Annotated in this window: 20 protein-coding genes; 8 read left to right on the forward strand and 12 right to left on the reverse strand. The window is 66.3% G+C overall.

Translation table 11 applies throughout. The features are described from left to right. The first annotated feature begins 174 nt into the window (after positions 1–174). Entirely contained in the window at positions 175–1,227 is a 1,053-nt protein-coding gene (locus AC1RT8_RS08895; RefSeq protein ID WP_493075250.1) for a mannose-1-phosphate guanylyltransferase/mannose-6-phosphate isomerase, read from the forward strand. A 215-nt stretch (positions 1,228–1,442) separates the two neighbouring features. Continuing rightward, positions 1,443–2,393 (forward strand): bifunctional helix-turn-helix transcriptional regulator/GNAT family N-acetyltransferase, encoded by a 951-nt coding sequence (locus AC1RT8_RS08900; protein WP_493075251.1) that lies wholly within the window; start codon positions 1,443–1,445, stop codon positions 2,391–2,393. A 149-nt stretch (positions 2,394–2,542) separates the two neighbouring features. Here the strand turns inward: AC1RT8_RS08900 and pepF are convergent, their stop codons facing one another. From pepF to groES, 5 genes are all read right to left on the reverse strand, one after another. Continuing rightward, positions 2,543–4,411: an oligoendopeptidase F gene (pepF, locus tag AC1RT8_RS08905; RefSeq protein WP_493075252.1), complete on the reverse strand. Its 1,869-nt coding sequence runs from the start codon at positions 4,409–4,411 to the stop codon at positions 2,543–2,545. Between the two features lie 118 nt (positions 4,412–4,529). Beyond that, entirely contained in the window at positions 4,530–6,152 is a 1,623-nt protein-coding gene (locus AC1RT8_RS08910) for a DUF6311 domain-containing protein (protein WP_493075253.1), read from the reverse strand. Positions 6,153–6,186: 34 nt separating this feature from the next. Next, entirely contained in the window at positions 6,187–7,842 is a 1,656-nt protein-coding gene (locus AC1RT8_RS08915; protein WP_493075254.1) for a DUF6311 domain-containing protein, read from the reverse strand. Between the two features lie 328 nt (positions 7,843–8,170). After that, complete coding sequence (gene groL / locus AC1RT8_RS08920) at positions 8,171–9,814, reverse strand: chaperonin GroEL (protein ID WP_493075255.1); 1,644 nt, start codon at positions 9,812–9,814, stop codon at positions 8,171–8,173. A 121-nt stretch (positions 9,815–9,935) separates the two neighbouring features. Beyond that, positions 9,936–10,223 carry a co-chaperone GroES gene (groES, locus tag AC1RT8_RS08925; RefSeq protein ID WP_332720394.1) on the reverse strand — a complete coding sequence of 96 codons (288 nt, stop codon included), beginning with the start codon at positions 10,221–10,223 and terminating at the stop codon, positions 9,936–9,938. Positions 10,224–10,491: 268 nt separating this feature from the next. Here groES and sppA point away from each other — a divergent pair, with 268 nt between their 5' ends. Both sppA and AC1RT8_RS08935 read left to right on the forward strand, forming a co-directional pair. After that, a complete protein-coding gene (gene sppA / locus AC1RT8_RS08930; protein WP_493075256.1) occupies positions 10,492–12,387 on the forward strand; it encodes a signal peptide peptidase SppA in 1,896 nt (631 codons plus the stop codon). Next, positions 12,384–12,947, forward strand: a complete 564-nt coding sequence (locus tag AC1RT8_RS08935) for a GNAT family N-acetyltransferase (protein WP_493075257.1) — start codon at positions 12,384–12,386, stop codon at positions 12,945–12,947. Before sppA ends, AC1RT8_RS08935 begins: the two co-directional genes overlap by 4 nt. 111 nt (positions 12,948–13,058) lie before the next feature. On the opposite strand, the gene AC1RT8_RS08940 is transcribed toward AC1RT8_RS08935, so the two are convergent. The 4 genes from AC1RT8_RS08940 to AC1RT8_RS08955 form a co-directional block, all read right to left on the reverse strand. Further along, positions 13,059–15,890, reverse strand: a complete 2,832-nt coding sequence (locus AC1RT8_RS08940) for a M16 family metallopeptidase (RefSeq protein WP_493075258.1) — start codon at positions 15,888–15,890, stop codon at positions 13,059–13,061. A 94-nt stretch (positions 15,891–15,984) separates the two neighbouring features. After that, positions 15,985–16,488: an EF-hand domain-containing protein gene (locus AC1RT8_RS08945; protein WP_493075259.1), complete on the reverse strand. Its 504-nt coding sequence runs from the start codon at positions 16,486–16,488 to the stop codon at positions 15,985–15,987. A 122-nt stretch (positions 16,489–16,610) separates the two neighbouring features. Then, the gene (locus AC1RT8_RS08950; protein ID WP_493075260.1) at positions 16,611–16,979 is read right to left on the reverse strand and encodes a hypothetical protein; all 369 of its coding nucleotides are present in this window, start codon (positions 16,977–16,979) and stop codon (positions 16,611–16,613) included. 101 nt (positions 16,980–17,080) lie between these two features. After that, a complete protein-coding gene (locus tag AC1RT8_RS08955) occupies positions 17,081–17,755 on the reverse strand; it encodes a Rossmann-fold NAD(P)-binding domain-containing protein (RefSeq protein WP_493075261.1) in 675 nt (224 codons plus the stop codon). Positions 17,756–18,231: 476 nt separating this feature from the next. Between AC1RT8_RS08955 and AC1RT8_RS08960 the strand changes: the two genes are divergently transcribed. The 3 genes from AC1RT8_RS08960 (at position 18,232) to AC1RT8_RS08970 (ending at position 22,692) form a co-directional block, all read left to right on the forward strand. After that, positions 18,232–21,180, forward strand: a complete 2,949-nt coding sequence (locus AC1RT8_RS08960; protein WP_493075262.1) for a TonB-dependent receptor plug domain-containing protein — start codon at positions 18,232–18,234, stop codon at positions 21,178–21,180. Positions 21,181–21,281: 101 nt separating this feature from the next. Continuing rightward, positions 21,282–21,857 carry a glycine-rich domain-containing protein gene (locus AC1RT8_RS08965; protein ID WP_493075263.1) on the forward strand — a complete coding sequence of 192 codons (576 nt, stop codon included), beginning with the start codon at positions 21,282–21,284 and terminating at the stop codon, positions 21,855–21,857. A 13-nt stretch (positions 21,858–21,870) separates the two neighbouring features. Then, a complete protein-coding gene (locus tag AC1RT8_RS08970) occupies positions 21,871–22,692 on the forward strand; it encodes a TIGR04222 domain-containing membrane protein (RefSeq protein WP_493075264.1) in 822 nt (273 codons plus the stop codon). A 16-nt stretch (positions 22,693–22,708) separates the two neighbouring features. On the opposite strand, the gene AC1RT8_RS08975 is transcribed toward AC1RT8_RS08970, so the two are convergent. Together AC1RT8_RS08975 and tgt are read right to left on the reverse strand one after the other, a co-directional pair. Then, entirely contained in the window at positions 22,709–22,909 is a 201-nt protein-coding gene (locus AC1RT8_RS08975; protein WP_493075265.1) for a hypothetical protein, read from the reverse strand. 1 nt (position 22,910) lies between these two features. Beyond that, complete coding sequence (gene tgt / locus AC1RT8_RS08980; protein WP_493075266.1) at positions 22,911–24,050, reverse strand: tRNA guanosine(34) transglycosylase Tgt; 1,140 nt, start codon at positions 24,048–24,050, stop codon at positions 22,911–22,913. 73 nt (positions 24,051–24,123) lie between these two features. On the opposite strand from tgt, the gene AC1RT8_RS08985 reads away from it, so the two are divergent. Continuing rightward, on the forward strand, positions 24,124–24,786 hold the full coding sequence (locus AC1RT8_RS08985) for a cupin domain-containing protein (RefSeq protein WP_493075267.1): 663 nt from the start codon (positions 24,124–24,126) through the stop codon (positions 24,784–24,786). Here AC1RT8_RS08985 and AC1RT8_RS08990 read toward each other — a convergent pair. Beyond that, entirely contained in the window at positions 24,783–25,688 is a 906-nt protein-coding gene (locus AC1RT8_RS08990) for a bifunctional helix-turn-helix transcriptional regulator/GNAT family N-acetyltransferase (RefSeq protein ID WP_493075268.1), read from the reverse strand. The genes AC1RT8_RS08985 and AC1RT8_RS08990 overlap by 4 nt on opposite strands. Positions 25,689–25,693 lie beyond the last annotated feature (5 nt).

Raw genomic sequence — 25,693 nt, forward strand, 5'->3', positions numbered from 1 at the left:
TGTCGCAGAAATTGACAAACAAAGGTTGAACGCCGCGAACTCAGAGGATTCGCCACCTTGTTCAGCCCTCTCCTTCGAGGGGGCTTTTGTGTGTCGATGGACCCTTCCTTGATCCACGACAGTTCCTATGCCGCGCCTCCCGGGCTAAGGGAGCGCGTCACAGGAGATCAACGAATGCCGCTTTCCAAGCCGATCATCCCTGTCATCCTGTCGGGCGGATCGGGCACGCGCCTCTGGCCGATGTCGCGACCCGAACGGCCCAAGCAGATGCTGGCGCTGACGGCGGAGGATACGATGCTCCAGCTGACCGCGCGGCGCGCGTGCGGGGAGCGGTTCGCGGCACCGATCGTCGTCGCCAACGCGCTGCATGCCGATATGGTCGAGGAGCAGCTCGAAGCGGTCGAGTCAGCGGCACAGGCACTGATTCTGGAACCGATGGGCCGCAACACCGCACCCGCGATCGCGCTGGCGGCGCTGGCGGCGGGCGGCGGGACGGATCCTTTGCTGGTGATGCCGTCCGACCATGTCATCACCGATGTGCCGGCGTTCCACGCCGCGATCCATGCCGCGATGCCTTTGGTCGCTGAAGGGTGGCTGATCACCTTCGGGATCGATCCGCAGGCGCCGGAGACGGGCTATGGCTGGATCCATGTCGGCGAGGAGATTTCGGGCGGCGTCCACCGCGTGGCGAAGTTCGTCGAGAAGCCGCCGCGCGACAAGGCCGAGGCGATGCTGGCGGCGGGCGACCATGCCTGGAACGGCGGCATCTTCCTGTTCCGCGCCGATATCTATCTCGGCGCGCTCGCTGCCTATGCGCCCGAGATGTTGCATGCCTGCCAGCAAGCGATGGCCGATGCGCTGACCGAGGGATGCCGGATCTACCCCGACGCTGATGCCTTTGCCGCCTCGCCGGCGGATTCGATCGACTATGCGGTGATGGAAAAGGCCGAGCGAGTCGCGGTGGTGCCGGTCAGCATGGGCTGGAGCGATGTCGGCAGCTGGGACGCATTGCACGAGATCAGTACGGGCGACGCCGATGGCAACGTGCATCACGGCGAGGTCATCGCGATCGATACCGCCAATTGCCTGGTGCGGAGCGACGGCGTGCGCATTGCGATCGTCGGGGTGGAGGATCTGATCGTCGTCGCCAGCGGCAACGATGTGCTGATCCTGCCGCGCGGGCGCAGCCAGGAAGTGAAGAAGCTGATCGAGGCGATGAAGGGGTAAGCGACAAGCCACCCCGGCTGTTGGAGAGTTTTGGCACACCTGTTCGAGGGTTTATGTCAGAAGCCTTCGAATATTATATGTTAAAATCAATGGCTTAGGAAATTTCATCGCAACGGTTCGTCGTGGCGGTGTGACAAAACCCGCCTGGATCGCATGGCACTTGCATATCAAATACCGCGTTATATAACGTGTTATGTGATTGGGAGAAGCGACGCATGGCAGGCGATATCGTTGCCGAACTCGGGCATCTTTTTCTCGGGACCCGGCTGAAGCGGCTGGCGGAGCGGATGCAGGCCGATGTGCAGAAAGTGGCGGCCGGCGCGGGCTTGCCCATCCAGCCGAGTCAATATCCGTTGCTGGCCGCGATCGAACGCGAAGGCAGCATGACGGTCGGCCAGATCGCCGAGACACTCGGCATCAGCCAGCCCGGGGTCACGCGCAACATGGCGAGGCTGATCGAGCTCGGGCTGGTCGACATGACGCGTGAGGGACGGGACCAACGCCAGAAATCGCTGTCGCTGAGCGATGCGGGCAAGGCGGCGATGGCGGTGTCGAAGCGCGAGGTCTGGCCGCGGATCGACATGGCGGTCGCCGCGATGTGCGCGCCATTGGCCGGCCCGCTGCTCGGTCAGATCTCGGCGATCGAGCGGGCGCTCGACGAGAAGCCGCTCGATCGGCGCGCTGCCGATCTCGGGCTGACGATCCTGGGCTATGACGATTCGCTGGCGCGCGATTTCCACGACATCAATATCGAGTGGATCGAGACGATGTACCGGCTGGAGCAGGCCGACCGCGACGTGCTGGAGAATCCGCGCGAGCGGATCATCGATCCGGGCGGGGACATCCTGTTCGTCGAGGCCGAGGGGCTAGGCCTGGTCGGGACTTGTGCTCTGCGGAAAACCGGGCCGGGGCAGTTCGAGCTGACCAAGATGGGCGTGCTCGCCTCGGCTCGCGGGCGAAAGGCAGGGGAGTTCCTGCTCCGCGCCGTCATAACGCGCGCCGCCGACATGGGGGCGGAGACGCTCTATCTGCTCAGCAACCGCAAGAGCGAACCGGCGATCCATCTCTACGAGAAACTGGGCTTCGTGCACGATGCCGACATCATGCGCGATTTCGGCGCCCGCTATGAGCGGTGCGACGTCGCCATGCGCTACCGGCCGGCGTAGGGCCGGCCCCGTCGACAATCGTCATGCCGGACTTGTTCCCGCATCCACTGGCCCGCAAGAGCCTTGGCCTTTGATGTGCGGCACAGTGGACCCCGGGACAAGCCCGGGGTGACGGAAGATGTGTTGGGGGCGCTCGAAAACTTAGCCCGTCACCCCATCAGCGCCTCGGCCTGATCCAGCGTATCCTTGAACGTCGCGACCACCGCCTGGTAGGGCGCGGGGCTGGCCATATCGAGGCCGGCGCGCTTCAGGATCTCGACCGGATAGTCGGATCCGCCCGCCTTCAGCACGCCGAGGTAATTGTCCCGCTCCCTCGCGCCGCCCTTCAGGATCGAACGGGCGAAATAGGACGCGGCCGAGATGCAGGTCGCATATTGATAGACGTAGAAACTCGAATAGAAATGCGGGATATACGCCCATTCGGCGGCGTAAGCCGGGTCGATCGCGACCTTGGGGCCATGATAGCGTTTCAGCAGGTCGAGATAGATCGCGGTGAACTTCTCGCCCGACAGGCCTTCGCCCGCCTCGGCCTGGTCGTGCACGGCAAGCTCGAACTCGGCGAACATCGCCTGGCGGTAGAAGGTGCCGCGCATCGCCTCGAGCTGCTGGCCGAGATAGAAGAGCTTCTCCTCCTTGGTCTTGGCCTGCTTGACCATATAGGCGGCGAGCAGCTGTTCGTTGCAGGTCGAGGCGATCTCGGCGAGGAAGATCGGGTAATCCGACTTCTCATAGACCTGGTTCTTGTTGGCGAGCAGCGAGTGCATCGCATGGCCCCATTCATGGGCATAGGTCGTCATCCCGTCGTAATTCTCGCCGAGATTGAGCAGCAGATAGGGATGCAGGTCGTACGACGCGCCCGGGTTCATATAGGCGCCGGATTTCTTGCCCGGGCGGGGCAGCGGGTCCATCCACTTCGCCGCCGTCGCCTTGGCGAACAGCGCGCCATATTCCGGACCGAGCGGCTTGACCGCCTCGATCGTCGTGGTGCGCATCTCCGGCACGGTCACCTTCTTGTCGAGCTGAACCAGCGGCGGATAGATGTCGTAATAGGCCATGTCGGGCAGCTTGAGCATCCGGCGGCGCAGCTCGAAATAGCGGTGGAGCTGGGGCAGGCCGTTGTTGGTCTCGGCCACGAGCGAGCGGTATACCGCCTCGGGCACGTTGTTGCCCGACAGGTACATCGCCAGCGAGGTCGGGTATCTGCGCGCTTTCTTGCGGAAGATGTCGGCCTTCACATGGCTGAGATAGGCGGTGCCGAGCGAGCTCTGGAACCTGCCATATTCGGCCCAGAAACTGTCGAACACCAGCTTGCGGTCGGCGCGGTTGGGCGCGTCGCGGTTGAGCGTATAGGCCTGGTCGTCGAGCCGCACCTGCTTGCCGGTGGACAGGGTGACGGTCGGCCAGGGAATGTCCGACGCGACGAGCTGCTCGCGCGTGTCGCGTGCGCCCGAAAAGGGCGAGGCGGTGCCGGCGAGGAGATTCTCGCCTTCCGGCGAGAGGGTATGTTCTTCCTGGCGCAATATGTCGGCGAGGTAGAAATCGAAGCGGTTCTTGAGGGTCTGGTTCGCGGCGACGAAGCCGTCGATCTTCGCCTTGCCGACCGCGAGCAGTTCGGGCGCGATCCAGGAGGTGGCCTCGCCAAAGGCGGTGAACATGTCGTTCGCCTGGGCCTGCTTCTCCTGCGCGGCGGCGACGCGAAGGTCCTCGTCGGCCTTCAGGCTGATATAGGTATAGACCCGGCTGGCGACGCGGCCGAGATCGGACTGGGCGACGAGCGCCGCGGCGAGCGAGTCGGCGCTGGTGCCGAGCGTGCCCTTGAACCTGAGCAGCCCCGGGATCTTCGCGAGCACATCCTTGCGCGCGGCGTCCCAGGCGGCGTCATTGGGGTAGAGTTCGCTCAGGTCCCAGGCGGCGACGGTGCCGGCGGTGGCTGCATCCTGCGCCCAGGCGGGCATGGCGGCGGCAAGCGTGGTCAAGGCAGCGGCGGCGAGGGCCTCGCGGCGCGAAAGACTGGTCATGTGACGGGAATCCCCCAAAGTATCGATTGCGACGAGTTTGTCGCGCTTATCGGCTCTTGGGAAGAGGGTGTGCCGACAAACTAAGGCACTTCTGCTGCGAACGGCATGCGCAACCGGCTCAACGGCACAGGGTAGGCGGTGGCGCGGGCCTTGCCGGCGGAATGAAGGCGATGCCGTCGAGCATGCGCACGCGCGCCGCGATCGAGGGCGGTGCGTTCTCGCCCTGATAGAGGATGTAGAGGCGCGTGGGATCGAGCCGGCCGGCAAGGAAGGCGCGGCGATCCGCGTCGATGCGCGGCTGCGCCGACCGGGGCACGCGCGAGACGTACATATGCCGCATCGGGCGGCAGGCGCGCATCGCCCGCCAGCCGATCTCCTCGATCAGCTTCAGGTTGCGGAAGGGATCCGGCGGCTGCATTTCGATCGCCGAGGCGCTGGCGATCACGCCGTCCCAGCGTGGATCGCGGGTAAGCTCATAGGTGCCGGGCCGAGCGGCGCGCGCGGTCAGGCCGCGCAGCGCGCCGAGCATCGGCGACATATCGGCGATCTGCAGCACCAGCGCCGCGGCAAGCACCAGCGTGCGCCGTTCGAGCCGGTAAACGAGCAGGATCGCGACATAGACCAGCGTATAGGCGACGGGCCAGAACAGCCGGCCCGAAGCGCGCACCACGTCGAGCAGGTCGATCAGCGGCCGGGGCAACGGAACGAACAGGATGACTTCGCCTCGAAAGAGGACGCAGTTGGTGATCGCGAGCAAGGTCAGCACGGCATAGGCGGGCAGCAGCCAGCGCAGCTCGCCGATGGGGCTGTCGACCGGGGGGGCGGCGCGGTGGATCCTGCTGGCCATCGCGACAAGGACGAGCAGGATCAGGCCTGCACCGAGATATTGATAGCCCTCGAACCCGCGGCCCTGGTCGTTCGGGGTCGATGGGAAGAACAGGCTGTAGCCGGGATTGGCGGGATTGATCAGTGCGTCCAGCGCCATCGGAAAGGCGCCATAGGTGCCCGTCGAGATGGGGGGATCGGCAAGCCCGTGGAGCAAGGCAAGACCGGACGCCAGCGCCAGCACCATCGCGACCATGGCGGCGACCCGCCGGCGATCGGCGCCATTTCCGGCCACGATCTCACGCAGCATCGCGCTGCCCCAGATCGCGCCGACCAGCAGCAGCATATAGCTGTGGACCAGTCCCGCCACGCCGATCACGGCCAGCCAGTGCCACCAGCGGCGCGACCGGTCGCGATCGAGAAAGATCCACAGCGCCCACAGGATCAGCCAGTGCGAACAGAGGTTCGAATGGACCGAACGGTTGTAGAGCGTGGGCAACAGGGTGAGCAGCGCGGTGCCGATCCAGGCGCTGGAAAAGTCCGGCGCCCTGTCGCGCAGCAGCAGCCAGGCGAAGCGCACATGCAGCGCGAGGCTGATCAACAGCCACCAGCCGATGAACTGCACGCTTGCCGGAAGGAAGGGCGCAAGGGGTTTCAGCAACAGCCCGAGCAGGGGATTGCTGTCCGTCATCAACAGATGGATTCCCTCCGGCGACAGGATCAGCGGCGTTCCGGTGCCGGGCCAATTGCCCGATTGCAGATAAGCCGCGAGCCCGAGCGCGTTCGGCCCCCAATCCTGCCCGCTCAGCACCCAGCCGACATTGGCGATGTCGAGCGTCGCCGGATTGATCCATGCGAGGAAAGCGTAGGCGACGATCGCCGAAAGGGCCAGGAAACGGGGAAGCGCGGCGGTCATGGCCTGCTTCTGCCGCAGAGGCGCGACCATATGGTTAACGTGGATTGGGCGGGACCGGCGCGATGACCGACACCCCATCTAGCGTCGTGATCCGGTCGACCAGCGGCGCGGGCGCCTTGCCGTCGAGCAGGACATAGAGGCGGCGCGGGTCGGTCTGGCCCAGGATGAACGCGGCGCTGTCGGTCCTGAGGCGCCGCCGCACCGCCACCGTCTCGCGCGAGGCGTAGAAGAAGCGGACCGGCTTGCCCGCGATAATCGCGCGCCAGGTGACTTCCTCCATCAGCGCCAGGTCGCGGTACATTTCGGGCGGCTCGAACTGGATCATGTCGGCCTGGGCGATCAGCGCGTCCCAGCGCGGATCGAGCGTGCGATGATAAGGGCTGTTCCGCTCGGCCCATCCGCCGCTTCCCCGCGCCGAGGCGAGCAGCGGCATCATGTCGACGACCTGCAGCAGGAGCGCGCCCGCCAGCAGCCAGGTGCCGAAGCGCATCCGCCCGACGATCACGATCGCCGCGAAGGCGAGGGTGTAGAGCACTGGCCAGAACATCCGCCCCGCCGCGCGGATCGGATCGAGCATCGTCCCGACCCAGTCGGGCATGGGCAGGCTTGCCACGATCGCGCCGTGCCAGATCAGGCGCGGGCCAAGGGCGACGATGGTCAGCACCAGGAAAGCGGGCAGCAGCCAGGCGAGGCGGCGGAACAGCAGGTCGTCGCGGATCTCCGCCCAGCGGCGGACAGCCTGGAACAGCGCGACGGCGACGAGCGCGAGCAGCCCGGCACCGAGATAGTTCATGCCCTCCAGCGCCTGCCCGGGATCGAGCGCCTTGGCCGGCAGCAGCGCGGAATAAGCGGCGGTATTGGGATTCCACAGCGCGTCGAGCGCCATGGAGAAACCGCCATAACCGCCCACCTTCATGGTCGGCTCGCTCACCGTGCCGAGCAGGATCGGCACGATCAGCAGCGGCGCGACCACCAGGGCGACATCGCCGATCATGGCGGCGCGGGCCCGGCCATCGGGGGCGAGCAGGAACTGCCGCAGCATGGCGCTGGCCCAGATCGCTGCGACCATCACCAGGATATAGGGGTGGATCAGGATCGCGGCGGTGACGACCGCCACCCACCAGCCCGGTCGCGCCGACCGCTCAGCATCGACATAGATCCACAGCGCCCACAGGATCAGCCATTGCGCGCAGAGATTGACGTGCCCGAAGCGGGCGAGGAGCACCGGCATCAGGGTCAGCAGCGCGGCGCCGATCCAGGTCGTCAGCGGATTGGGCGTAAAACGGCGGACCAATGCCGCGGCGAAGGCGGTGTGGAGCAGGATGCAGGTCAACAGCCACCAGCCGATATACTGGATGCCGACCGGCAACACCGCGGCGAAGGGGCGCAGCACCAGGCCGAGCAGCGGATTGCCGTCGGTCAGCGAGAGCGGGATGCCGTCGGGCGCCATCAACAGGTTGGAATGGAGCGACGGCCATGGCGGCGGCGCGCGCAGATAAGCGGCCATGCCGATCGCGGCCTGGCCGTGATCATTGCCGTCGAGCAGCCAGGCGATGCGGGTCGGGTTGAGGACGTTCGGGTTCTGCCAGCTGAAGAACACGGCCACGCTCAGGGCGAGCCAGGGAAGGATCCAGGTGAGCAGGCGGCGCATCGGGGGAGGGTCATGGCGGAGTAGGGGGCGAAAATCCATGCACCTTGTTCCTCCCCGGCACGGGGAGGGGGACCATTCGCCTCTTCCGGCGAATGGTGGAGGGGCTTGGAGCGCGGAACCAGTGTCCCGCGCTCCAAGCCCCTCCACCACTTCGTGGTCCCCCTCCCCGAGCAAGCTCGGGGAGGAACAAGAAAAGGGCCGGAGGTTTCCCTCCGGCCCTTCTCTTTTCCAGCCGGTTGGCCGGGTGGTCTGGATCGGCGCGGGCGAAGCCCGCGCTGTCGTCGGTCGGGATCGTCGGCGTTGCCGCCGACCCGCCGTCCGTCCTCGGGCGAGTCCTGCGCCAGCATGGCGCAGGCCGCCCTTCGGATCAGAAGTCCATACCGCCCATGCCGCCCATGCCGCCGCCGCCCATGGGCATGGCGGGCTTGTCTTCCGGCAGCTCGGACACGGCGGCTTCCGTCGTGATGAGCAGGCCGGAGACCGAAGCCGCGTCCTGCAGGGCGGTGCGGACGACCTTGGTCGGGTCGATCACGCCGCTCTCGACGAGGTTCTCATACTTCTCGGTCTGGGCGTTGAAGCCCTGGGTCGGGTCGTTGCCCTCGAGCAGCTTGCCCGAGATCACCGCACCGTCATGGCCGGCGTTCGAGGCGATCTGACGGACCGGCGCATAGAGCGCCTTGCGGACGATATCGATGCCGCGGGTCTGGTCGTCGTTCGCGCCCTTCATGCCCTCGAGCGCCTTGGTGGCATAGAGGAGTGCCGTGCCGCCGCCGGGGACGATGCCCTCTTCGACAGCCGCGCGGGTTGCGTGGAGTGCGTCATCGACGCGATCCTTGCGCTCCTTCACCTCGACCTCGGTCGAACCGCCGACCTTGATCACGGCAACGCCGCCGGCGAGCTTGGCGAGACGCTCCTGGAGCTTCTCGCGGTCGTAATCGCTGGTGGTGTTCTCGATCTGCTGGCGGATCGCGTCGGTGCGGCCCTTGATCGCGTCATGGTCGCCGGCACCATCGACGATGGTGGTGTTGTCCTTGTCGATCGTGACGCGCTTGGCCTGGCCGAGCATGCCGACCGTGACGGACTCGAGCTTGATGCCCAGGTCTTCCGAGATCATCTCGCCCTTGGTCAGGATCGCGATGTCCTCGAGCATCGCCTTGCGGCGATCGCCGAAGCCCGGTGCCTTGACCGCTGCGACCTTCAGGCCGCCGCGCAGCTTGTTCACGACGAGCGTGGCGAGAGCCTCGCCCTCGATGTCCTCGGCGATGATCAGGAGCGGACGGCCCGACTGAACGACGGCTTCCAGGATCGGGAGCATCGCCTGCAGGTTCGACAGCTTCTTCTCGTGGATCAGGATGTACGGATCGGCGAGCTCGACCGACATCTTCTCAGGGTTGGTGATGAAGTACGGGCTGAGATAGCCACGGTCGAACTGCATGCCCTCGACGACGTCGAGCTCGAATTCGAGGCCCTTCGCTTCCTCGACGGTGATCACGCCTTCCTTGCCGACCTTCTCCATCGCCTCGGCGATCTTCTCGCCGACGACGGTGTCGCCGTTAGCCGAGATGATGCCGACCTGGGCGATTTCCTTGGTGCCCGAAACGGGCTTGGAGCGCGCCTTGAGGTCCTTGACGACTTCGATGACCGCGAGGTCGATGCCGCGCTTCAGGTCCATCGGGTTCATGCCGGCCGCAACCGACTTCATGCCCTCGCGAACGATCGCCTGGGCGAGCACGGTCGCGGTGGTGGTGCCGTCACCGGCGACGTCGTTGGTCTTCGAGGCCACTTCGCGCAGCATCTGCGCGCCCATGTTCTCGAACTTGTCCTTGAGCTCGATCTCCTTGGCGACGGTGACGCCGTCCTTGGTGATGCGCGGAGCGCCGAACGACTTGTCGATCACGACGTTGCGGCCCTTCGGGCCAAGCGTGACCTTCACCGCGTCGGCGAGGATGTCCACGCCGCGGAGAATGCGCTCACGCGCGTCACGCGAAAACTTGACGTCTTTCGCTGCCATTTTACTTTTCCTCTTGCTTGTTCCCCCGCGAAGGCGGGGGTCCAGATTCTTGGTTCAGGACAGGGTCCCCGCCTGCGCGGGGACACGGAGAAATCAGCGGGTGATCCCGAGCCCGTTGGCGTCAGCCAACAATCCCCAGGATATCGGATTCCTTCATGATCAGCAGGTCTTCACCGTCGATCTTGACCTCGGTGCCCGACCATTTGCCGAACAGGATCTTGTCGCCGGCCTTGACGTCCAGCGGGGTGATCGTGCCGTCCTCGGCGCGGGCGCCGGTGCCGACGGAGACGACTTCGCCTTCCTGCGGCTTTTCCTTGGCGGTCTCGGGGATGATGATCCCGCCCGCGGTCTTCTCTTCAGCCTCTACGCGGCGGACGAGGACGCGGTCGTGCAACGGACGAAAAGTCATATGCGCTAGTCCCTTTTCAATTGGGTCGATGAATCATTGTTAGCACTCGCCTGAGGTGAGTGCCAGCGAGGTGCATATGTGCCCGCACCCGCTCCGCGTCAACGGTCTGCCGCCGGAAAAATGCCACCGGCTGTCGTTCCGCCCGGGTGCGTGCCCTGGCGCCGGCCGTCTCCGGCGAGCGCGCCTTTCAGGGCTGGTACGGAAGTTTACTCCCGTTCGCGCTTGCTCTAGCGGTGCGGTGCAACCGCATATGCAGGGGAACGATTTCGTGAAACTGGTTCGGGGCGCCTGGAAGATCCTGGTCGGCATCAAGGACGCGCTTGTCCTGATCGCCATGCTCGTCTTCTTCAGCCTGCTGTTCGGCGCGCTTTCCGCGAAGCCCGGGCCGACCGTGATCCGCGACGGCGCGCTGGTGCTGCGGCTCGACGGCCAGATCGTCGAGCAGCCGGCCGAGGCCGATCCGTTCGCCACGCTGGGCGGTTCGGCCCCGGTGCACGAATACCGCCTGCGCGATCTGGTCCGCGCGCTCGACAAGGCGAAGGACGATGATCGGGTGAAGGCGGTCGTGCTCGATCTCGACTCGTTCGGCGGAGGATATCCCGCGGCGGTCGACGAGGTCGCCAATGCCGTGCGCCGCGTGCGCGACGGCGGCAAGCCGGTGCTTGCCTATGCCACTGCCTATACCGATTCGGGCTATCGCCTCGCCGCCAATGCCAGCGAGATCTGGATGAGCCCGATGGGCGGCACGCTGTTCATGGGCCCGGGCGGATCGCAGCTCTATTACAAGGGCCTGATCGATAAGCTCGGGGTCACCGCGCATGTCTACCGCGTCGGCAAGTATAAATCCTATGTCGAGCCTTATACCCGCGCCGACGCTTCGCCCGAGGCGAAGGAAGAGACTCTGAAGCTCTACGGCGTGCTGTTCGGCCAGTGGCAGGAAGCGATCGCCAAGGCCCGGCCCAAGGCGAAGTTCGCCGATTTCCTGAGCAAGCCGGGCGAGGTGATCACCGCAGTCCAGGGCGACATCGCCAAGGCGAACCAGCAGGCCGGCCTGGTCGACAAGCTCGGCACGCGCTTCGATTTCGGCAAGCGCGTGGCGGAGATCGTCGGGTCCGACAGCAACAAGCCGGCCGGCAGCTTCAACACGATCAAATATGCCGCCTATGTCGAGGCCAATCCGCTGCCGACCGGCGGCGACGCCATCGGCGTGCTGACCATCGCCGGCGACATCGTCGACGGCCGGTCGCGCACCGGCAGCGCGGGGGCGGATACGGTCAGCAAGGCGCTGCTCGACGGGCTGGCGAAGAAGAACCTCAAGGCGTTGGTCGTTCGGATCGATTCGCCCGGCGGCTCGGCGCTCGCGTCCGAGGACATGCGCCGCGCGATCATGGAGGCCAAGGCGCAGAAGCTGCCGGTCGTGGTGTCGATGGGCAGCCTGGCCGCGTCGGGCGGTTACTGGGTATCGACCGCGGGCGACGTGATCTTCGCCCAGCCCAACACGATCACCGGGTCGATCGGCATCTTCGGTATCATCCCGTCGTTCGAGAACACGCTACGCAAGATCGGCGTCACGACCGATGGCGTGAAGACGACGCCGCTGTCGGGCCAGCCCGACGTGATGGGCGGCTTCACGGCGGAGACCGACACGATCTTCCAGGCGGGTATCGAGAATGGCTATCGCCAGTTCATCACCCGCGTGTCCGAGGCCCGCAAGCTCAGCCCCACGCGCGTCGACGAGATCGGCCAGGGTCGCGTATGGGACGGCGGCACGGCGCGTCAGATCGGCCTGGTCGATCGTTTCGGCGGGCTGAAGGATGCGGTCGACGAGGCGGCGCGGCGGGCGGGCCTGAAGCCCGAGGACGTGCACGCCGAATATCTGGAGAAGAAGCCGGCCTGGTTCGGCAAGTTCGTCCAGAAGCTGGTGGGCGACGATGACGACGACGAGGCGAGCGGCGAAGGCACCGACGCCTTCACCCGGATCTCGGCCGAACGCCGCGCGATCTTCGCCCGCGCGCTGGGCGACGTGAAGCGAATCGGCACCGGCGCCGCGATCCAGGCCCGCTGCCTGGAATGCGAAGGCCTGGGCGGCGGCTTCGGTACCGCGAGCGCCTCGGCCTCCGACATCAGGCTTCTCGATTTCGTACTCGCAAAGGTGACTCAATGATCGCAATCCGCGCCGCCCGACCCGACGACGCTGCCGCCATTGCCGGAATCTACGCGCCCTATGTCGAGACCGGGACGGTTTCGTTCGAACTTGAGCCGCCGGACGCCCGGGCGATCCGGACTCGCATGGCTTCGTCCGAAGGTCTCTATCCCTGGCTGGTCGTCACCAATGGCGACGAGGAGGGCGGGGTGCTCGGCTATGCCTATGCGACCAAATTCCGCGACCGGCCGGCGTACCAATATATCGTCGAGACCTCGGTCTATCTCGCCAGCGGCACCCAGGGGCAGGGCAATGGCCGGCAGCTCTACGAGTCGCTGGTCGCGACTCTCCGCGCCCAGGGTTTCACCCATGCGATCGGCGCGATCGCCTTGCCCAACGATCATTCGATCCGCCTGCACGAATCGGTCGGCTTCCGCCGCACCGGCGTGCTGCGTGAGGTGGGCTACAAGCAGGGCCGCTGGATCGATGTCGGCTTCTGGCAGCGCGAACTGAACCCCGCGACCATCCCGCCGATGGAGCCCAAGCCGTTCAGCGAAGTGGGGCTCGTGCGGAACGGATGACCTTCCCCTCTCCCCTTGTGGGAGAGGGAAGGGGCCCATCGCCTTAGCGACGGGGTGAGGGTGAGAGGCACTGAAGCCACCCTCATCCGGCCCTCCGCAGGGAGAAGGGTTTTACTTGAGCGCGGCTGTATCCAGTTTCAGCGCGCTGGCCGGGATCAGCTCGAGGTTGGGATAGTCCTTCCTGAGCGCGTCGATGAAGTCCTTCGAGTCGCCGACGACGACGATGCTCGCCCGGCTCGGATCGAGCAGGCGCGCCGCCGCTGCCTGCACCGCCGCCGGATCGACCGCCGAAACCTTGGTGGTGAAGGCCTTGAGTTCGCTCAGCGGCACGTCCTGCACGACATAATCGCCCAGCACGTCGGCGATGCCGTCGGTCGTCTCCACGCCGCGGCCGAAATCGCCGATCAGCGTCGCCTTGCGCGGCTCGAGTTCGTTCGCGGGCACGGGCTCGGCACCGAGACGCCTCATCTCGGCGATCATGATCGCGACCGTTTCCGGCGCGGTCGGGTTCTTGGTCTGGGTCCGTGCCGAGATCGACCCCGGCATACGGCGCGCCGACACGGAACTGCCCGCGCCGTAAGCGAGGCCGCGCTTGATCCGGATTTCCTGATTGAGTCGCGACGAGAAGCCGCCGCCGAGCACGGTGTTGGCGACGCTCGCCGGATAGAAGGCGGCGTCGCGACGCGCGATTCCCGGCCGCGCGACGACCACGCCGGCCTGACCGGCACCCGGCATATCGACCACGATCACACGCGGCTCGGGAGAAGGCTGCGCGGCTGGGGCAGTGGCAGCCTGCGCGGCACCGGATTTCCACCCGGCGAAGTTCTTCTCCGCCAGTGCCCTGGCGGCAGCGGAGGTGATGTCACCGACCAGGATCAAGGTCGCCTGGCCTGGCTGCCACGTCCTGGCATAGGCGCCGCGAATGTCGGCCGCCTTGATTGCCTTGAGCGATTCGGGCGTACCGGACAGGACATGGCCATAGGCCTGATTGCCGTACACCGCGCGGCTCGCGACCAGGCTGGCAAGCTGCGCCGGATCCTTGAGGGTGACGGTGACGCCGTCGATCGCCTGAGCGCGGGCGCGTTCGATCTCCTCGTCGGCGAAAGCGGGGTTTTGCGCGACGTCGGCGAGGATGGTCAGCGCCGGGGCGGCCTGATCCGATTTCACGGTCACCGCGATCGACGAGCCATCCCAGCTCGCGTCGCTGCCGATCGATCCGCCAAGCGCCTCGATCTGGGCGGCGATCTGGGTGGCGGAACGAGTCCTGGTGCCCTTGGTCAGCAGGTCGGCGGTAAGGCTGCCGACCCCGGCGCGGTCGGCCGGGTCGGCGGCACCGCCGCCGGTAGCGACCAGGGTCGCGGTCAGCAGCGGCAGGTCATGCTTCTCAACCACGAGCACGCGCAGGCCGTTGGCGAGCTTGATCTCCTGCGGCGCGGGAATGGCAGCAGCGATCGGCGTGCCCGCGGTCGGTGGCGCCACGCGCTGGCCGTCCGGGGCCGGTGTCACGATCTCAACGTCGGCCGGGGCGACCAAAGGCGCGACCTGCACCGTCGAAGCGATCGTCACCGTGTCGCCTTTGGCACCCGCGGGTGCGCTCTCGGCCGGGAGATAATGGATCGCGGCCGACCGCTCGTCGCGCAGATACTTCTTCGCCACGCGCTGGAGGTCGACCGCCGTCACTTTGGCGATCTCAGCGATCTGGCGGTCGGACGCGCGCGGATCGCCGTTGATGATCACTGAAGCGGCCAGCGCCGAGGCCTTGCCCTCGGCCGTTTCGCGGCCCCGGAGTACGCCGGTCAGGATCTCGTTCTTCGCTTCGGACAGCTCGGCGGCGGTGACCGGCGCATCGCGCAGCCGCGCCACTTCGCGGCGCAGTGCCGTCTCGCCGTCATCGGCGGTCTTGCCCCCCGCGAGGATCGCGAACACCGCCAGATTGCCCGGACCCTGCTTGGTGTCGAGATAGGTCTCGGCACTCTGGGCGAGCTGGTCGCGATAGACGAGCGTCTCGTAGAGCCGCGAACTCTCGCCCTGCGATAGCACGGCGTTGAGCACGGTCAGCGCCGGCATGTCCGCATTGCTGTCGGGCGGCACCGGATAGCTGATCATCACTGCCGGCAGCGGGGTGTTCTGCTCATAGACGGTGACATGAGTCGCGTTGGTCCGCTCCGGCTCGGTCACCGTCACGCGCGGGATCGGGCGGTCCGGCTTCTTGATGCCGGCGAAATACTGGTCGACCCAGACGTCGAGCTGCTTCGGATCGAAATTGCCCGACACGACCAGGATCGCATTGTCGGGTCGGTAATAGGTCGCGTGGAAGGCCCGGACATCGTCGATCGTCGCGCTTTCCAGATTCTCCAGGCTGCCGATGCCAGGTCGGGCATAGGGGTGCTTCGTGTAGGAGATCTCCGGGAAATAGATCGAGAAGAGCTTGCCATAAGGCTGGGCGAGCGTGCGCAGACGCAGCTCCTCCTTCACCACGTCGCGCTCGGAGGCGAAGCTCTTTGGCTCGACCACCAGGCTCGCCATGCGGTCGGCCTCGGCGAACAACAGGCGCTGGAGGTGGTTGGCGGGCACCACCTCGTAATAATTGGTGTAATCGTCATTGGTGGAGGCGTTGTTGTAGCCGCCGACGTCCTCGGTCAGCCGGTCCATCTGCTCGGAGACGAGGTTGCGCGTCGCCTTGAACATCAGATGTTCGAACATGTGCGCGAAGCCCGAGCGCCCGGCGGGATCGTCCTTTGACCCGACATCGTACCAGACCTGCACCGAGACATTCGAGGTGCCGGTATCGCGGATCGCATAGACTCTCAGCCCATTGGCCAATGTGCGTTCGGTAAAATCGAGCGGTTTCGCCGCAGCGGAAGGCGCTGGCGCTTTTTGCGCTAGCGCCGAAAGCGGGAGCAGGGCGGCGCCGAGCAGAAGGGCGGCACGATAAAGACGCATGAACGACTCCGGATATGCGGGAGGATATCGAGAGGTGTCGCGTCCGGGTCGGGCTGTGTCAATTGCACCAGACACCGGCCCACGGCGCAGGGCTTTATCGGCCGGATGGTTTCGGTTTGTTGTCCGCAGGGCCGGTGGGGCCGACCGGGCCGATCGGCACCGCGGCGTTGCTCGCCGCGCGCTTCTCGGCGGGGGTGACCACGCCGTCATGGTTGCTGTCCAAGCTGTCGAACGCCGCCAGCGCACGCGAGCCCGCTTCGGTGCGGCTGAGCTTGCCGTCATGATTGGCATCGACCGCATTGAAGGCCGCGGCGGCGGCGGTGAGCAGCTTCTGCGCCTCTTCCTTCGATGGCGCGCCGGGCGTGCCGGGCGGCGTGCGGTTCAGCACCGCGCCCATCCGCTTGCCGAACTCGGCGCGGCTCATGAAATTGTCCTTGTTGGTGTCGGCGAGGTCGAACACCTGCTTCACCTGCGCCTGGATCTGCGCGCGCGTGACGTTCCCCGTGACCGGCCTGGCCTTCGTCGCCTGGGCGTGGAGCGATGGAGCGATGGCCAGGGCGGCAAGGGCGGTTATCCCGGCGAGAGCGATGGGGCGCATGATACTCCTTTCACTGGCGCGCCGACGGGCGCACGAGGCGTTTCAGCGCATGCGCTAGGCGCGGCAAGCTATCCCTAGCGTGAACGGGCCGGGAGGACGCGGGCGCCGGACGTGTCGTCCGGTCAGCCGGTCTGCAGGATGAGGGCGAGCACGATCAGGGTGGCCATGCCCGCCGCGATGCTCGTCGTCCGGCCCATGGCGCGAGACCGCGTCCAGCCGCTGGCCCCGAGGCTGAACAGGAGGGCAAGCAGCGCCAGCACGAAGCTCAGCGTCATCGCCACTTGCGCGGTTCCGGCCAGGCGCGAGGCGTCCGTCGGAGCATCGGGATGCAGCGCCGCGATCAGCATGGTCGAGGCGACCACCGCGACGATGAACCCGACCGAGGAAACCACCGCCCCGCTGATCGCCACCGCCGCTGGCCGGGTCCGTTGCCCGGCGGTGAGAAAGGTCGCGAGATAGGTCGCGGCGAAACCGCCGAGAAAGGCGCTCAACGCGCCGATCTAGGTGGCGAGCGTGGAGAGATAGGCGGGGGCGAGATGCTGCATCGGCGAATGCTAGGCCGGGCCGGCCGCGACGGGCAAGCGGGAGCGTGTCAGCAACGGGGTTCGGCGGCGTTGTTGATGTCCGCATTGCCGAGGATCCTTTTGGCATAGCCGCCCCTGGCGACGGCGATCATCGCGCGGCCGATCTTTTCGGTCGTCGTCGCCAGCCCGGGCGACAGCGCGCCCAGCGCCGAGGTGAGCGGCCCAATCATGGCATAGAGAATGCGGTACCAGCCGGTCCTCGAGACGATGCCGTGGAGCGGCTGGATGAAGCCGGGGCGGAACATGTAGCTCGCGGCGAAGGGCAGGGCGAACAGCGCATTCTCGGTGCGGCCCTTCACCCGCGCCCACATGACTCGCCCGCGCTCGCTGCTGTCGGTCCCGGCGGCAGTCACGCAGATGAAGGTCATGCCGGGATTGATCTGGGCGAGCAGAGTCGCGATCGTCATCGTCAGGTCGTGGGTGACGCGGGTATAATCGGCCTCCGACATGCCGACCGAGGAGACGCCGAGGCAGAAGAAACAGGCGTCGAACCCGGACAGCTCGCCCGCCTTGTCGGCGATCGCGAACAGATCGGGCAGCAGAATCTCGCGCAGCCTGGGGTCGTTCCGCCCCGAGGGCGCGCGGCCGACCGTCACGAGGCTGTCGATGCCCGGGTCGAGCAGGCATTCACGCGACACACCCTGCCCGACCATGCCGGTGGCGCCGAAGAGGAGAACGTTCATGCGTTTTCCGATAACAGGCGCCGCGATGGGCGGATAGCGGTCGTGGAAACCGGAATTCGCTCACGATTCGGCCTGGCGTGGACACCGCCGAACCGCTTCCGGCGCGGCTTCGCACATGCGAAAAATCTATGACGGCAAATTGAACGCGCAAGCGGATCGGCAAATGCCCGTCCCGACGCTCGGGCCCTCAGGGAAACGCGCCCGAAATGGGCGGTGTGTCGCGATATCCCGGGCAAAGGGCTTGTAAATCTACAGCGGCCATATTCCGCATCAGTATTGCAACCCTGCAACACAGACCGGAATCGAACAGTTCGGACACTTTACAAAGGCTTGGGCAAGATACAGCCTTATAACATCCAGGGTGTGTAATAGCACCCCTGAACAGGCTGCACATCTTACGTGCGTAACTCGGGGAATCTGTTTCAATGCCAGTGAACACTCTTTCGCGCCTGCGGGCAGGCGCGGCTCCTATTGCTATGCTCATCGGTCTTTCGGCTGCTCCGGCCTTCGCGCAGACTGCGCCCGCCGACTCCGTCGATCAGTCAGCCGAGGCAGCGGACGCGCCCGACATCGTGGTGACCGGCTCGCTGTTCCGCCGCACCGATACCGAAACGCCGTCGCCCGTCACCGTGCTGACCGCCGAGAGCCTGGACAAGGCAGGCATCACCACCGTCAACGATGCGATCCGATCGGTTTCGGCCGACAGCGCCGGCTCGATCGGCACCGGCTTCCAGAGCGGCTTCAGCGCCGGCGGCGCCGCGGTCTCGCTGCGCGGTCTTGGCGTGTCCTCGACCCTCGTGCTGATCGACGGCCTGCGGTCGACCAACTTCCCGATCAACGACGACGGCCACAACGCCTATGTCGACCTCAATTCGATCCCGTTCAGCCTGATCGACCGCGTCGAAGTGCTGAAGGACGGTGCGTCCTCCACCTATGGTGCCGATGCGATCGGCGGCGTGGTCAACCTGATCATGAAGAAGCAGTTCACCGGCATCGCCGGCACCGTCGCGGCAGGCGTGGCGCAAGAAGGCGATGCGGGGCACCAGCGCGCCGACCTGACGCTCGGCTATGGCGATTATGCGGAGAAGGGCTGGAATTTCTACGTCAACGGCGAATATCAGCATGACGGCCGGGTGACCAACCACAGCCGCGGCTTCCCGTACAACACGACCGACCTCAGCTCGATCGGCGGCCTCGACAACAACACCGCCGACAGCACCCTCACCACGGCGACGCCGAACGCGGTCGTGGTCCGCACCAATCAGACCGATCTCAACAACCCGCTCGCTGGCGGCACCTCGCTCTTCGCGAGCGGCCTGCAGCCCAATGGCTCGGCCTATAGCAACTACACGTCGCTGAACCTCAACTGCGCCCGCGGCAGCTACACCGTCGCGACCGGCGCTGCCCGCGGCACGGGCTGCAAGCACGACCTGGTCGACGAATATTTCCAGCTCGCGCCGCTGCAGGAGCGTTATGCGTTCAACGGCCGGTTGAGCATCCGGCTGAGCGACAGCATCGAAGCCTATGTCACCGGCAGCTATTCGCATGATTTCGTCAGCATCCTGAACGCGCCACGCGCGCTGCGCGCGACCCAGCCGTTTGGCGGGGCGCCCGCGCTCGCGTCGAGCAACCCGGGCATCGTGCTGCCGGTCTATGTCTGCGGCACGGGCCTCAATTGCGCGACCGCGGCCGATCGTCGCCTCAACCCGAACAATCCTTATGCGGCGGCCTATGCCAATGATCCTGCGAACGGTGCGGCGCGCATCTATTACCTGTTCGGCGACATCAAGGCGGGCAGCGATCGCACCAACGAAGTGATCCGCGGCGCGGCCGGCCTGTGGGGCAGCTTCGAAGGCGGGTGGGACTGGCGCGTCGACGCGGTCGGCGCGAAGGACAATCTCAGCATTACGCAATACGGGTTCATCAACATCCCGAACCTGCTCAACGCGATCAACACCGGCGCGTATAATTTCGTCGATCCGTCGCTGAACAGCGCGGCGATCCGCAGCTTCGTCTCCCCGAACGTCACCACGCCCTCGACCTCGTCGATGGTGTCGCTCGACGCGTCGGTGACCAAGAAGCTGCTCGAACTGCCGGGCGGCGCGTTGCAGCTCGCGATCGGCGGTCAGGTGCGTCGCGAGACGCTGACCAACAACAACCAGAATGCGCGGCTCGACACCTATACGCTGACCACGTCCTCGGCGTTCGGTCAGCACACCGTCTCGGCCGGCTATTTCGAGATCGACGCACCGGTCCTCGACATCCTCGATATCACCGCCTCGGGCCGGTACGATCATTATTCGGAAGGGTTCAGCCACTTCTCGCCCAAGGTCGGCTTCAAGTTCACCCCGATCAAGGAACTGGCGATCCGTGGTACCTATTCGCAGGGCTTCCGCGCGCCGACCTTTGCGGAGAGCGGATCGCGCAGCCAATATGCCGGCTTCTCCACCTTCACCCCGCCGGCCTCGTTCCTGGCCGCGCATGGCGGGGTCGTGGGCAACACCAACCCCTATGCCCAGGCCTATCAGCTCGGCTCGGGCCTGGTCGGCAATCCCAATCTGAAGCCGGAAAAGTCGCGCAGCTTCACGGCCGGCGCGATCTTCCAGCCGGTCAACTGGCTCAGCTTCACCGTCGACTATTACAATGTGAAGAAGTCGGACCTGATCGTTGCCGGTCCGCTCGTCGGCGATGCGCGCAACGCCTATTACAGCAAGTCGACACTGGCCGAGGCGATCGCCGCGGTCGCGGCGGTCGGTCCGGGCTATTCGGTCAACGTCGTCGACGCGCCCGATCCGCTCTTCCCCAACGCGCTGCCCCGTGTGCTGATCATCAACGCGCCGTTCGTGAACGCGAACTATGCGATCACCTCGGGCATCGATTTCTCGGCGACCGCCAAGATTCCGATCAGCGACGGTATCCGCTTCACCAGCCGGCTCGAAGTGACCGATGTGCTGCAATATGATCTGCACACCTCGGGCGGCGTGCAGAAGTTCGCCGGGACGCTTGGCCCGTACGAGCTGTCGTCGGGCAACGGCACGCCGAAATGGCGCGGCAACTGGCAGAACACGCTGGAGGTCGGCAATTTCTCGCTGACCGCGACGGCCTATTATGTCGGCCGGATCAAGTCGATCGCCAACGACGAACGCACCGGCGACGACTGCGTCCTCAACAACCAGTACGCGACCGGCGACACTGCGAAGGGCGCGCAATTCTGCTACATCCACAGCTTCATCAACACGAACCTGAACGGTACGGCGCGGGTGAACGACAAGTTCAGCCTGTTCTTCGACGTGGGCAATCTGTTCAACGCCCGGGCACCGATCGCGCCCGGCGCCTATGCCAGCGCGCCGAACTTCCTCACCACCTGGCATTATGCCGGCCTGATCGGGCGCACGTTCAGGATGGGCGCGAATTTCGCCTTCTGATCGCCCGGCCAACTAAAGGGGCGGTTCCTCACGGAGCCGCCCCTTTTTATTCGCGCCGCGGTCATTGAATTTTAACGCCTACTATGTTAGTAGGGTTTTAGATGAGCGAGACGAATCGTCTGCCCACGTCCTGCCCGGATCACCCGGTCTGGGCCTCGCTTTTCCCCTATATCATCGGCCCCGAAGACGCCGCGCTGACCTTCACGGCGCGGCTCGCGCGCGAGAATGGCTGGAGCCTGGCACAGGCCGAACGGGTGATCGGGGAATACAAGAAATTCTGCTTTCTGGCCGTCACCGGCGAAACCGAGGTCACCCCCTCAGACGCTGTGGATCAGGCCTGGCACCTGCACCTCACTTATAGCCGGGACTATTGGGAATGCTTCTGCCCCCAGGTCCTCGGCCGCCCGCTGCACCACGGCCCGACTGCCGGTGGCGCGGGTGAGCGGGGCCGCTTCTTCGACCAATATGCCGATACGCTGAAACGCTATGAGCAGGTCTTCGGCGAAACGCCGCCCGAGGACATCTGGCCGGGCGCGGCGCGGCGGCTGATCGACGATCCGAGGGCGCGCCGGGTCCACCCGCGCGACGCCTTCATCATCCCCAGGCGCATGGCGCTGCTGTCCCTCCTGATCATCCTGCTTGCAGCGGCAGTCCTTGCATCTGTGGTGTCACGGTAGAGGAGCATTGATTATGTCTCTCGGACCATTCGACCTGACCGGCGGCCCCTTCCTCCAGCTCTACATGATCCTGCTGGCGACGACGATCGTCGCCGGCTTCATTATCCCGCGCTGGCTCCGCCCAGAAGGCCGCTCGGCGCGCGTCGGGGATACCGGTCAGCTTGCCTATCTGGCGGGCGGCGCCACCCGCTTCGCCGACGCGGTGGTGACCCGGCTGCTGGCGGCGCGCTCGCTCGTCATGATCGGCAAGAAGAGTTTCCATGTCGCGGCGCGCAGCGGGGGGGATACGCCCGCGGATCGCAGTGTGCTGGCGATCCCCGGCGAGGTGCGCTGGCCGGTGATCGAACTCGCGCTGAAACCCTATGCGCAGCCGGTGCGGAGCAAGCTGATCACTGCGGGCCTGATGATGGATGACGGGCTGACCCTGCAGATGCGCTTCTGGCAGACTCTGCCCTATCTGCTGCTGCTGGCCTTTGGCGGCATCAAGTTGCTGGTCGGCATGGAGCGCGGCCGGCCGGTCGGTTATCTGACCTTGCTGATGATTCTGACCGCGGTCTTCGCGCTGATCCGCTGGGCGGCGGTCGATCGCCGGACCCAGGGCGGCCGTGCGGCGCTGAACAAGGCGCGGCGCGATGCCGAGCGGTTGCGCCGCGCGCCGACCGCGGGCGAAACCGACCATGCGGTGGCCCTGTTCGGCACCGGCGTGCTGGTCGGCTCGGGCCTGGGCGATTTCCACACGCTACGCACCGCAGGCTCGAGCGACGGCGGTGGCGGCTCGAGCGACGGCGGCGGTGGATGCGGCGGTGGTGGGTGTGGCGGATGCGGCGGCGGCTGACCGCCGGCCGCGACGGTCAGCGCCTGTGGCGCGACCGGTTGGCGTAGAGCAGGGCGGCGACGATGGCCGCTGAGCCGATGCCGAGCCCGATCGTCGTCAGCGGCCAGCGCTTCGCCTTGGCGGCATCGCTGGTCGCGGCGGCCGCTTCGCGCTGCTCCTTGGCGGCGCGGGTGGCGGCGAGGATTTCGTTGGTGTCGTCCTGATCGTCGGTAGCCAAGTCACTCTCCCTTGGGCGGGCCAGCATAGTCCCGTCTGAACGCATCGGCAAAGGCCGCGATCCGCCCGCCCGCTATCGCGTCGCGAAGATCGGCCATCAAGACCTGATAAAACCACAGATTATGCTCGGTCATCAGCATCGCGCCGAGAATCTCGCCGGCGCGGACGAGGTGGTGGAGATAGGCGCGGCTCCAGGTGCCGCAGACCGGGCAGGGGCAAGCGGGGTCGAGCGGGCCGGTGTCCTCGGCGAACTTCGCGTTGCGGATGTTGATCGGTCCGGTGCGGGTGAAGGCCTGGCCCGTGCGGCCTGATCGCGTCGGCAGGACGCAGTCGAACATGTCGATGCCGCGCTCGACCGCGCCGACGATATCGTCTGGCTTGCCCACGCCCATCAAATAGCGCGGCTTGTCGGCAGGGAGCTGGCCCGGCGCGAAATCGAGACAGCCGAACATCGCCGCCTGCCCCTCGCCGACCGCAAGGCCGCCGACCGCATAGCCGTCGAAACCGATATCGATCAGCGCCTGGGCGCTTTCGCCGCGGAGCTGCTCGTCGAGCGCGCCTTGCTGAATGCCGAAGATCGCCGCGCCTTGCGCATGCGTGCCGCCGCCGTCGAAGGCGTCGCGGCTGCGCTTCGCCCAGCGCATCGACCGCGCCATGGCGGCTGCCTGCACTTCCTTGGTGGAAGTGGTCGGTACCAGCTCGTCGAACGCCATGACGATGTCGGAGCCGAGCAGGCGCTGGATCTCGATCGAGCGTTCGGGGGAGAGCGTATGGCGGGTGCCGTCGAGATGGCTCTTGAAGGTGACGCCGTCCTCGGAGCGGGTGGTCAGGTCGCTCAGGCTCATCACCTGATAGCCGCCGCTGTCGGTCAGGATCGGCCGGTCCCAGCCCATGAAGCCGTGCAGCCCGCCGAGCCGTGCGACGCGCTCAGCGCCGGGGCGGAGCATCAGGTGATAGGTGTTGCCGAGGATGATGTCGGCGCCGGCCGCGCGCACATCGGCGGGCTTCACCGCCTTGACCGTCGCGGCCGTGCCGACTGGCATGAAGGCCGGGGTGCGGATCGTACCGCGGCGCATCGCGATCTCGCCGGTGCGGGACTTGCCGTCGGTGGCGTGGATGGTGAAGTCGAAACGGGGGGACATGGATGAGCCTCTAGCGACGGAAGTCGGCGCCTGTCGACACGCATCGCTTCGCGGGCCTAGACATTGCCCCGTCATGGCCGACGAAACGACCGAAAAGCTGCGCGAGATGGCGCGGCATCGCGGGCTCAAGCTGAAGACGTCGCGGCGACGCAAGCCGGGCGGCGATTTCGGGCTATATGGGCTGGTAGACGCAGCGGACAAGCCGGTGCTGGGCATCGGCGGCAAGGGGCTCGAGGCGAGCGCGGCGCAGGTCGAGGCCTATCTGCGCGACGCGATGCGCGCGACGTGGAAAAGTTCGGCCGGGACGGTGAAGGCGCGGAAGAAGGTTACGGCGCCACCCGAGCCGGAATCCGAGCCTGAGCCTGAACCAAAGCCGGCTCGCAAGCCGAAGCCCCCGCCCAAACCCAAGTTCAAGGTCGCCGTCGCCAACCTGTTCGCAAAGCTCCCGGGGGCGAAGCGTGCCGAAGCCTTTACCGCACTGCTCGACCGCCCCGGCGTGAGGATCGAGCGGATCGTGTCCAACGGCCAGGCGACGTCCGAGGACGAGCCGATGGTGCAGGAGCAGGACGAATGGGTCGTGTTGCTGCAGGGCGAGGCGGGGATCAGGATTGAGGATTCGGTGGCGGTGACGCTCCGCCCCGGCGATCATCTGACGATTGCCGGCGGGCAGCGGCATTGGGTAACCTATACCGCCAAGGATGAGCCCACGGTGTGGCTCGCGGTGCATATCGGTTAAAGCGCCAGTTCCCAGATCTCGCCTTGCTCAGGCGCCCCGAATTCATGGTGGATCTCGGTCTTCACGATCTCGAACCCGGCGCCGGCATAGATGCGCCGCGCGCTCAGCAGTACGCTGTGAGTCCATAGCCGCAAGGTCGTATAGCCCGCCTCACGCGCGAAGCTGACGCAGCGGTCGACCAGGTCGCCGCCGATGCCCATGCCGCGCGCCCATGGCTCGACATAGAGCAGCCGGAGCTGGGCGATCCCCTCGCCGACATCGACCACGAAGATCGACCCAGCCATCACGCCGCCGCTCTCCGCGACCCAGCATTGCTCCCGGCCCACCCGATAGTCGCGGAGGAAGGCCGAGGTGACCTCGCCCAGCAGCACTTCCATCGGCGCCGCCCAGCCATGGCTCTCATGGTAGAGGATTGCCTGGCGCGCGGTGATCATGCCCATATCGCCTGGCCCGAAGGTGCGGACGGAGTAGCCGGCGGTGTCGCTCGCGGAGAGCAACCCGCGCGCCGTATCGAGCGCGGTGACCAGCACGCGCCGGTCGGCCTCGGCCAGCGGTGCGACCCGCTGCTCCAGCACCGCGCGCTGGCGCTTGTCGAGATCGGCGAACATCTCCCGCCCCGCCGCGGTCAGCGAGATCGGGCGGCGCCGGGCATCCTCGCCGCGGCCACGCTCGATCCAGCCATGCGCCTCGAACTTGCGCAGCATCCGGCTGGCATAGCCTGCATCGAGCCCGATCACCTCTTGCAGGTCGCTCGCCACGGGCCGGTCGCGCGTCGCGATCTCGTAGAGCAGCCGTCCTTCAGCAAGCGACAGGGCGCTGCCGAGAAAGCGCTGATCGAGCGCGCCGGAGAATTTGGTATAGAAGCGGTTGAACGCACGCAGCGAGGGAATGGTCGAGTCCATGTTCC

It is taken from the genome of Sphingomonas sp. GW821-FHT10F11 (assembly GCF_058809095.1).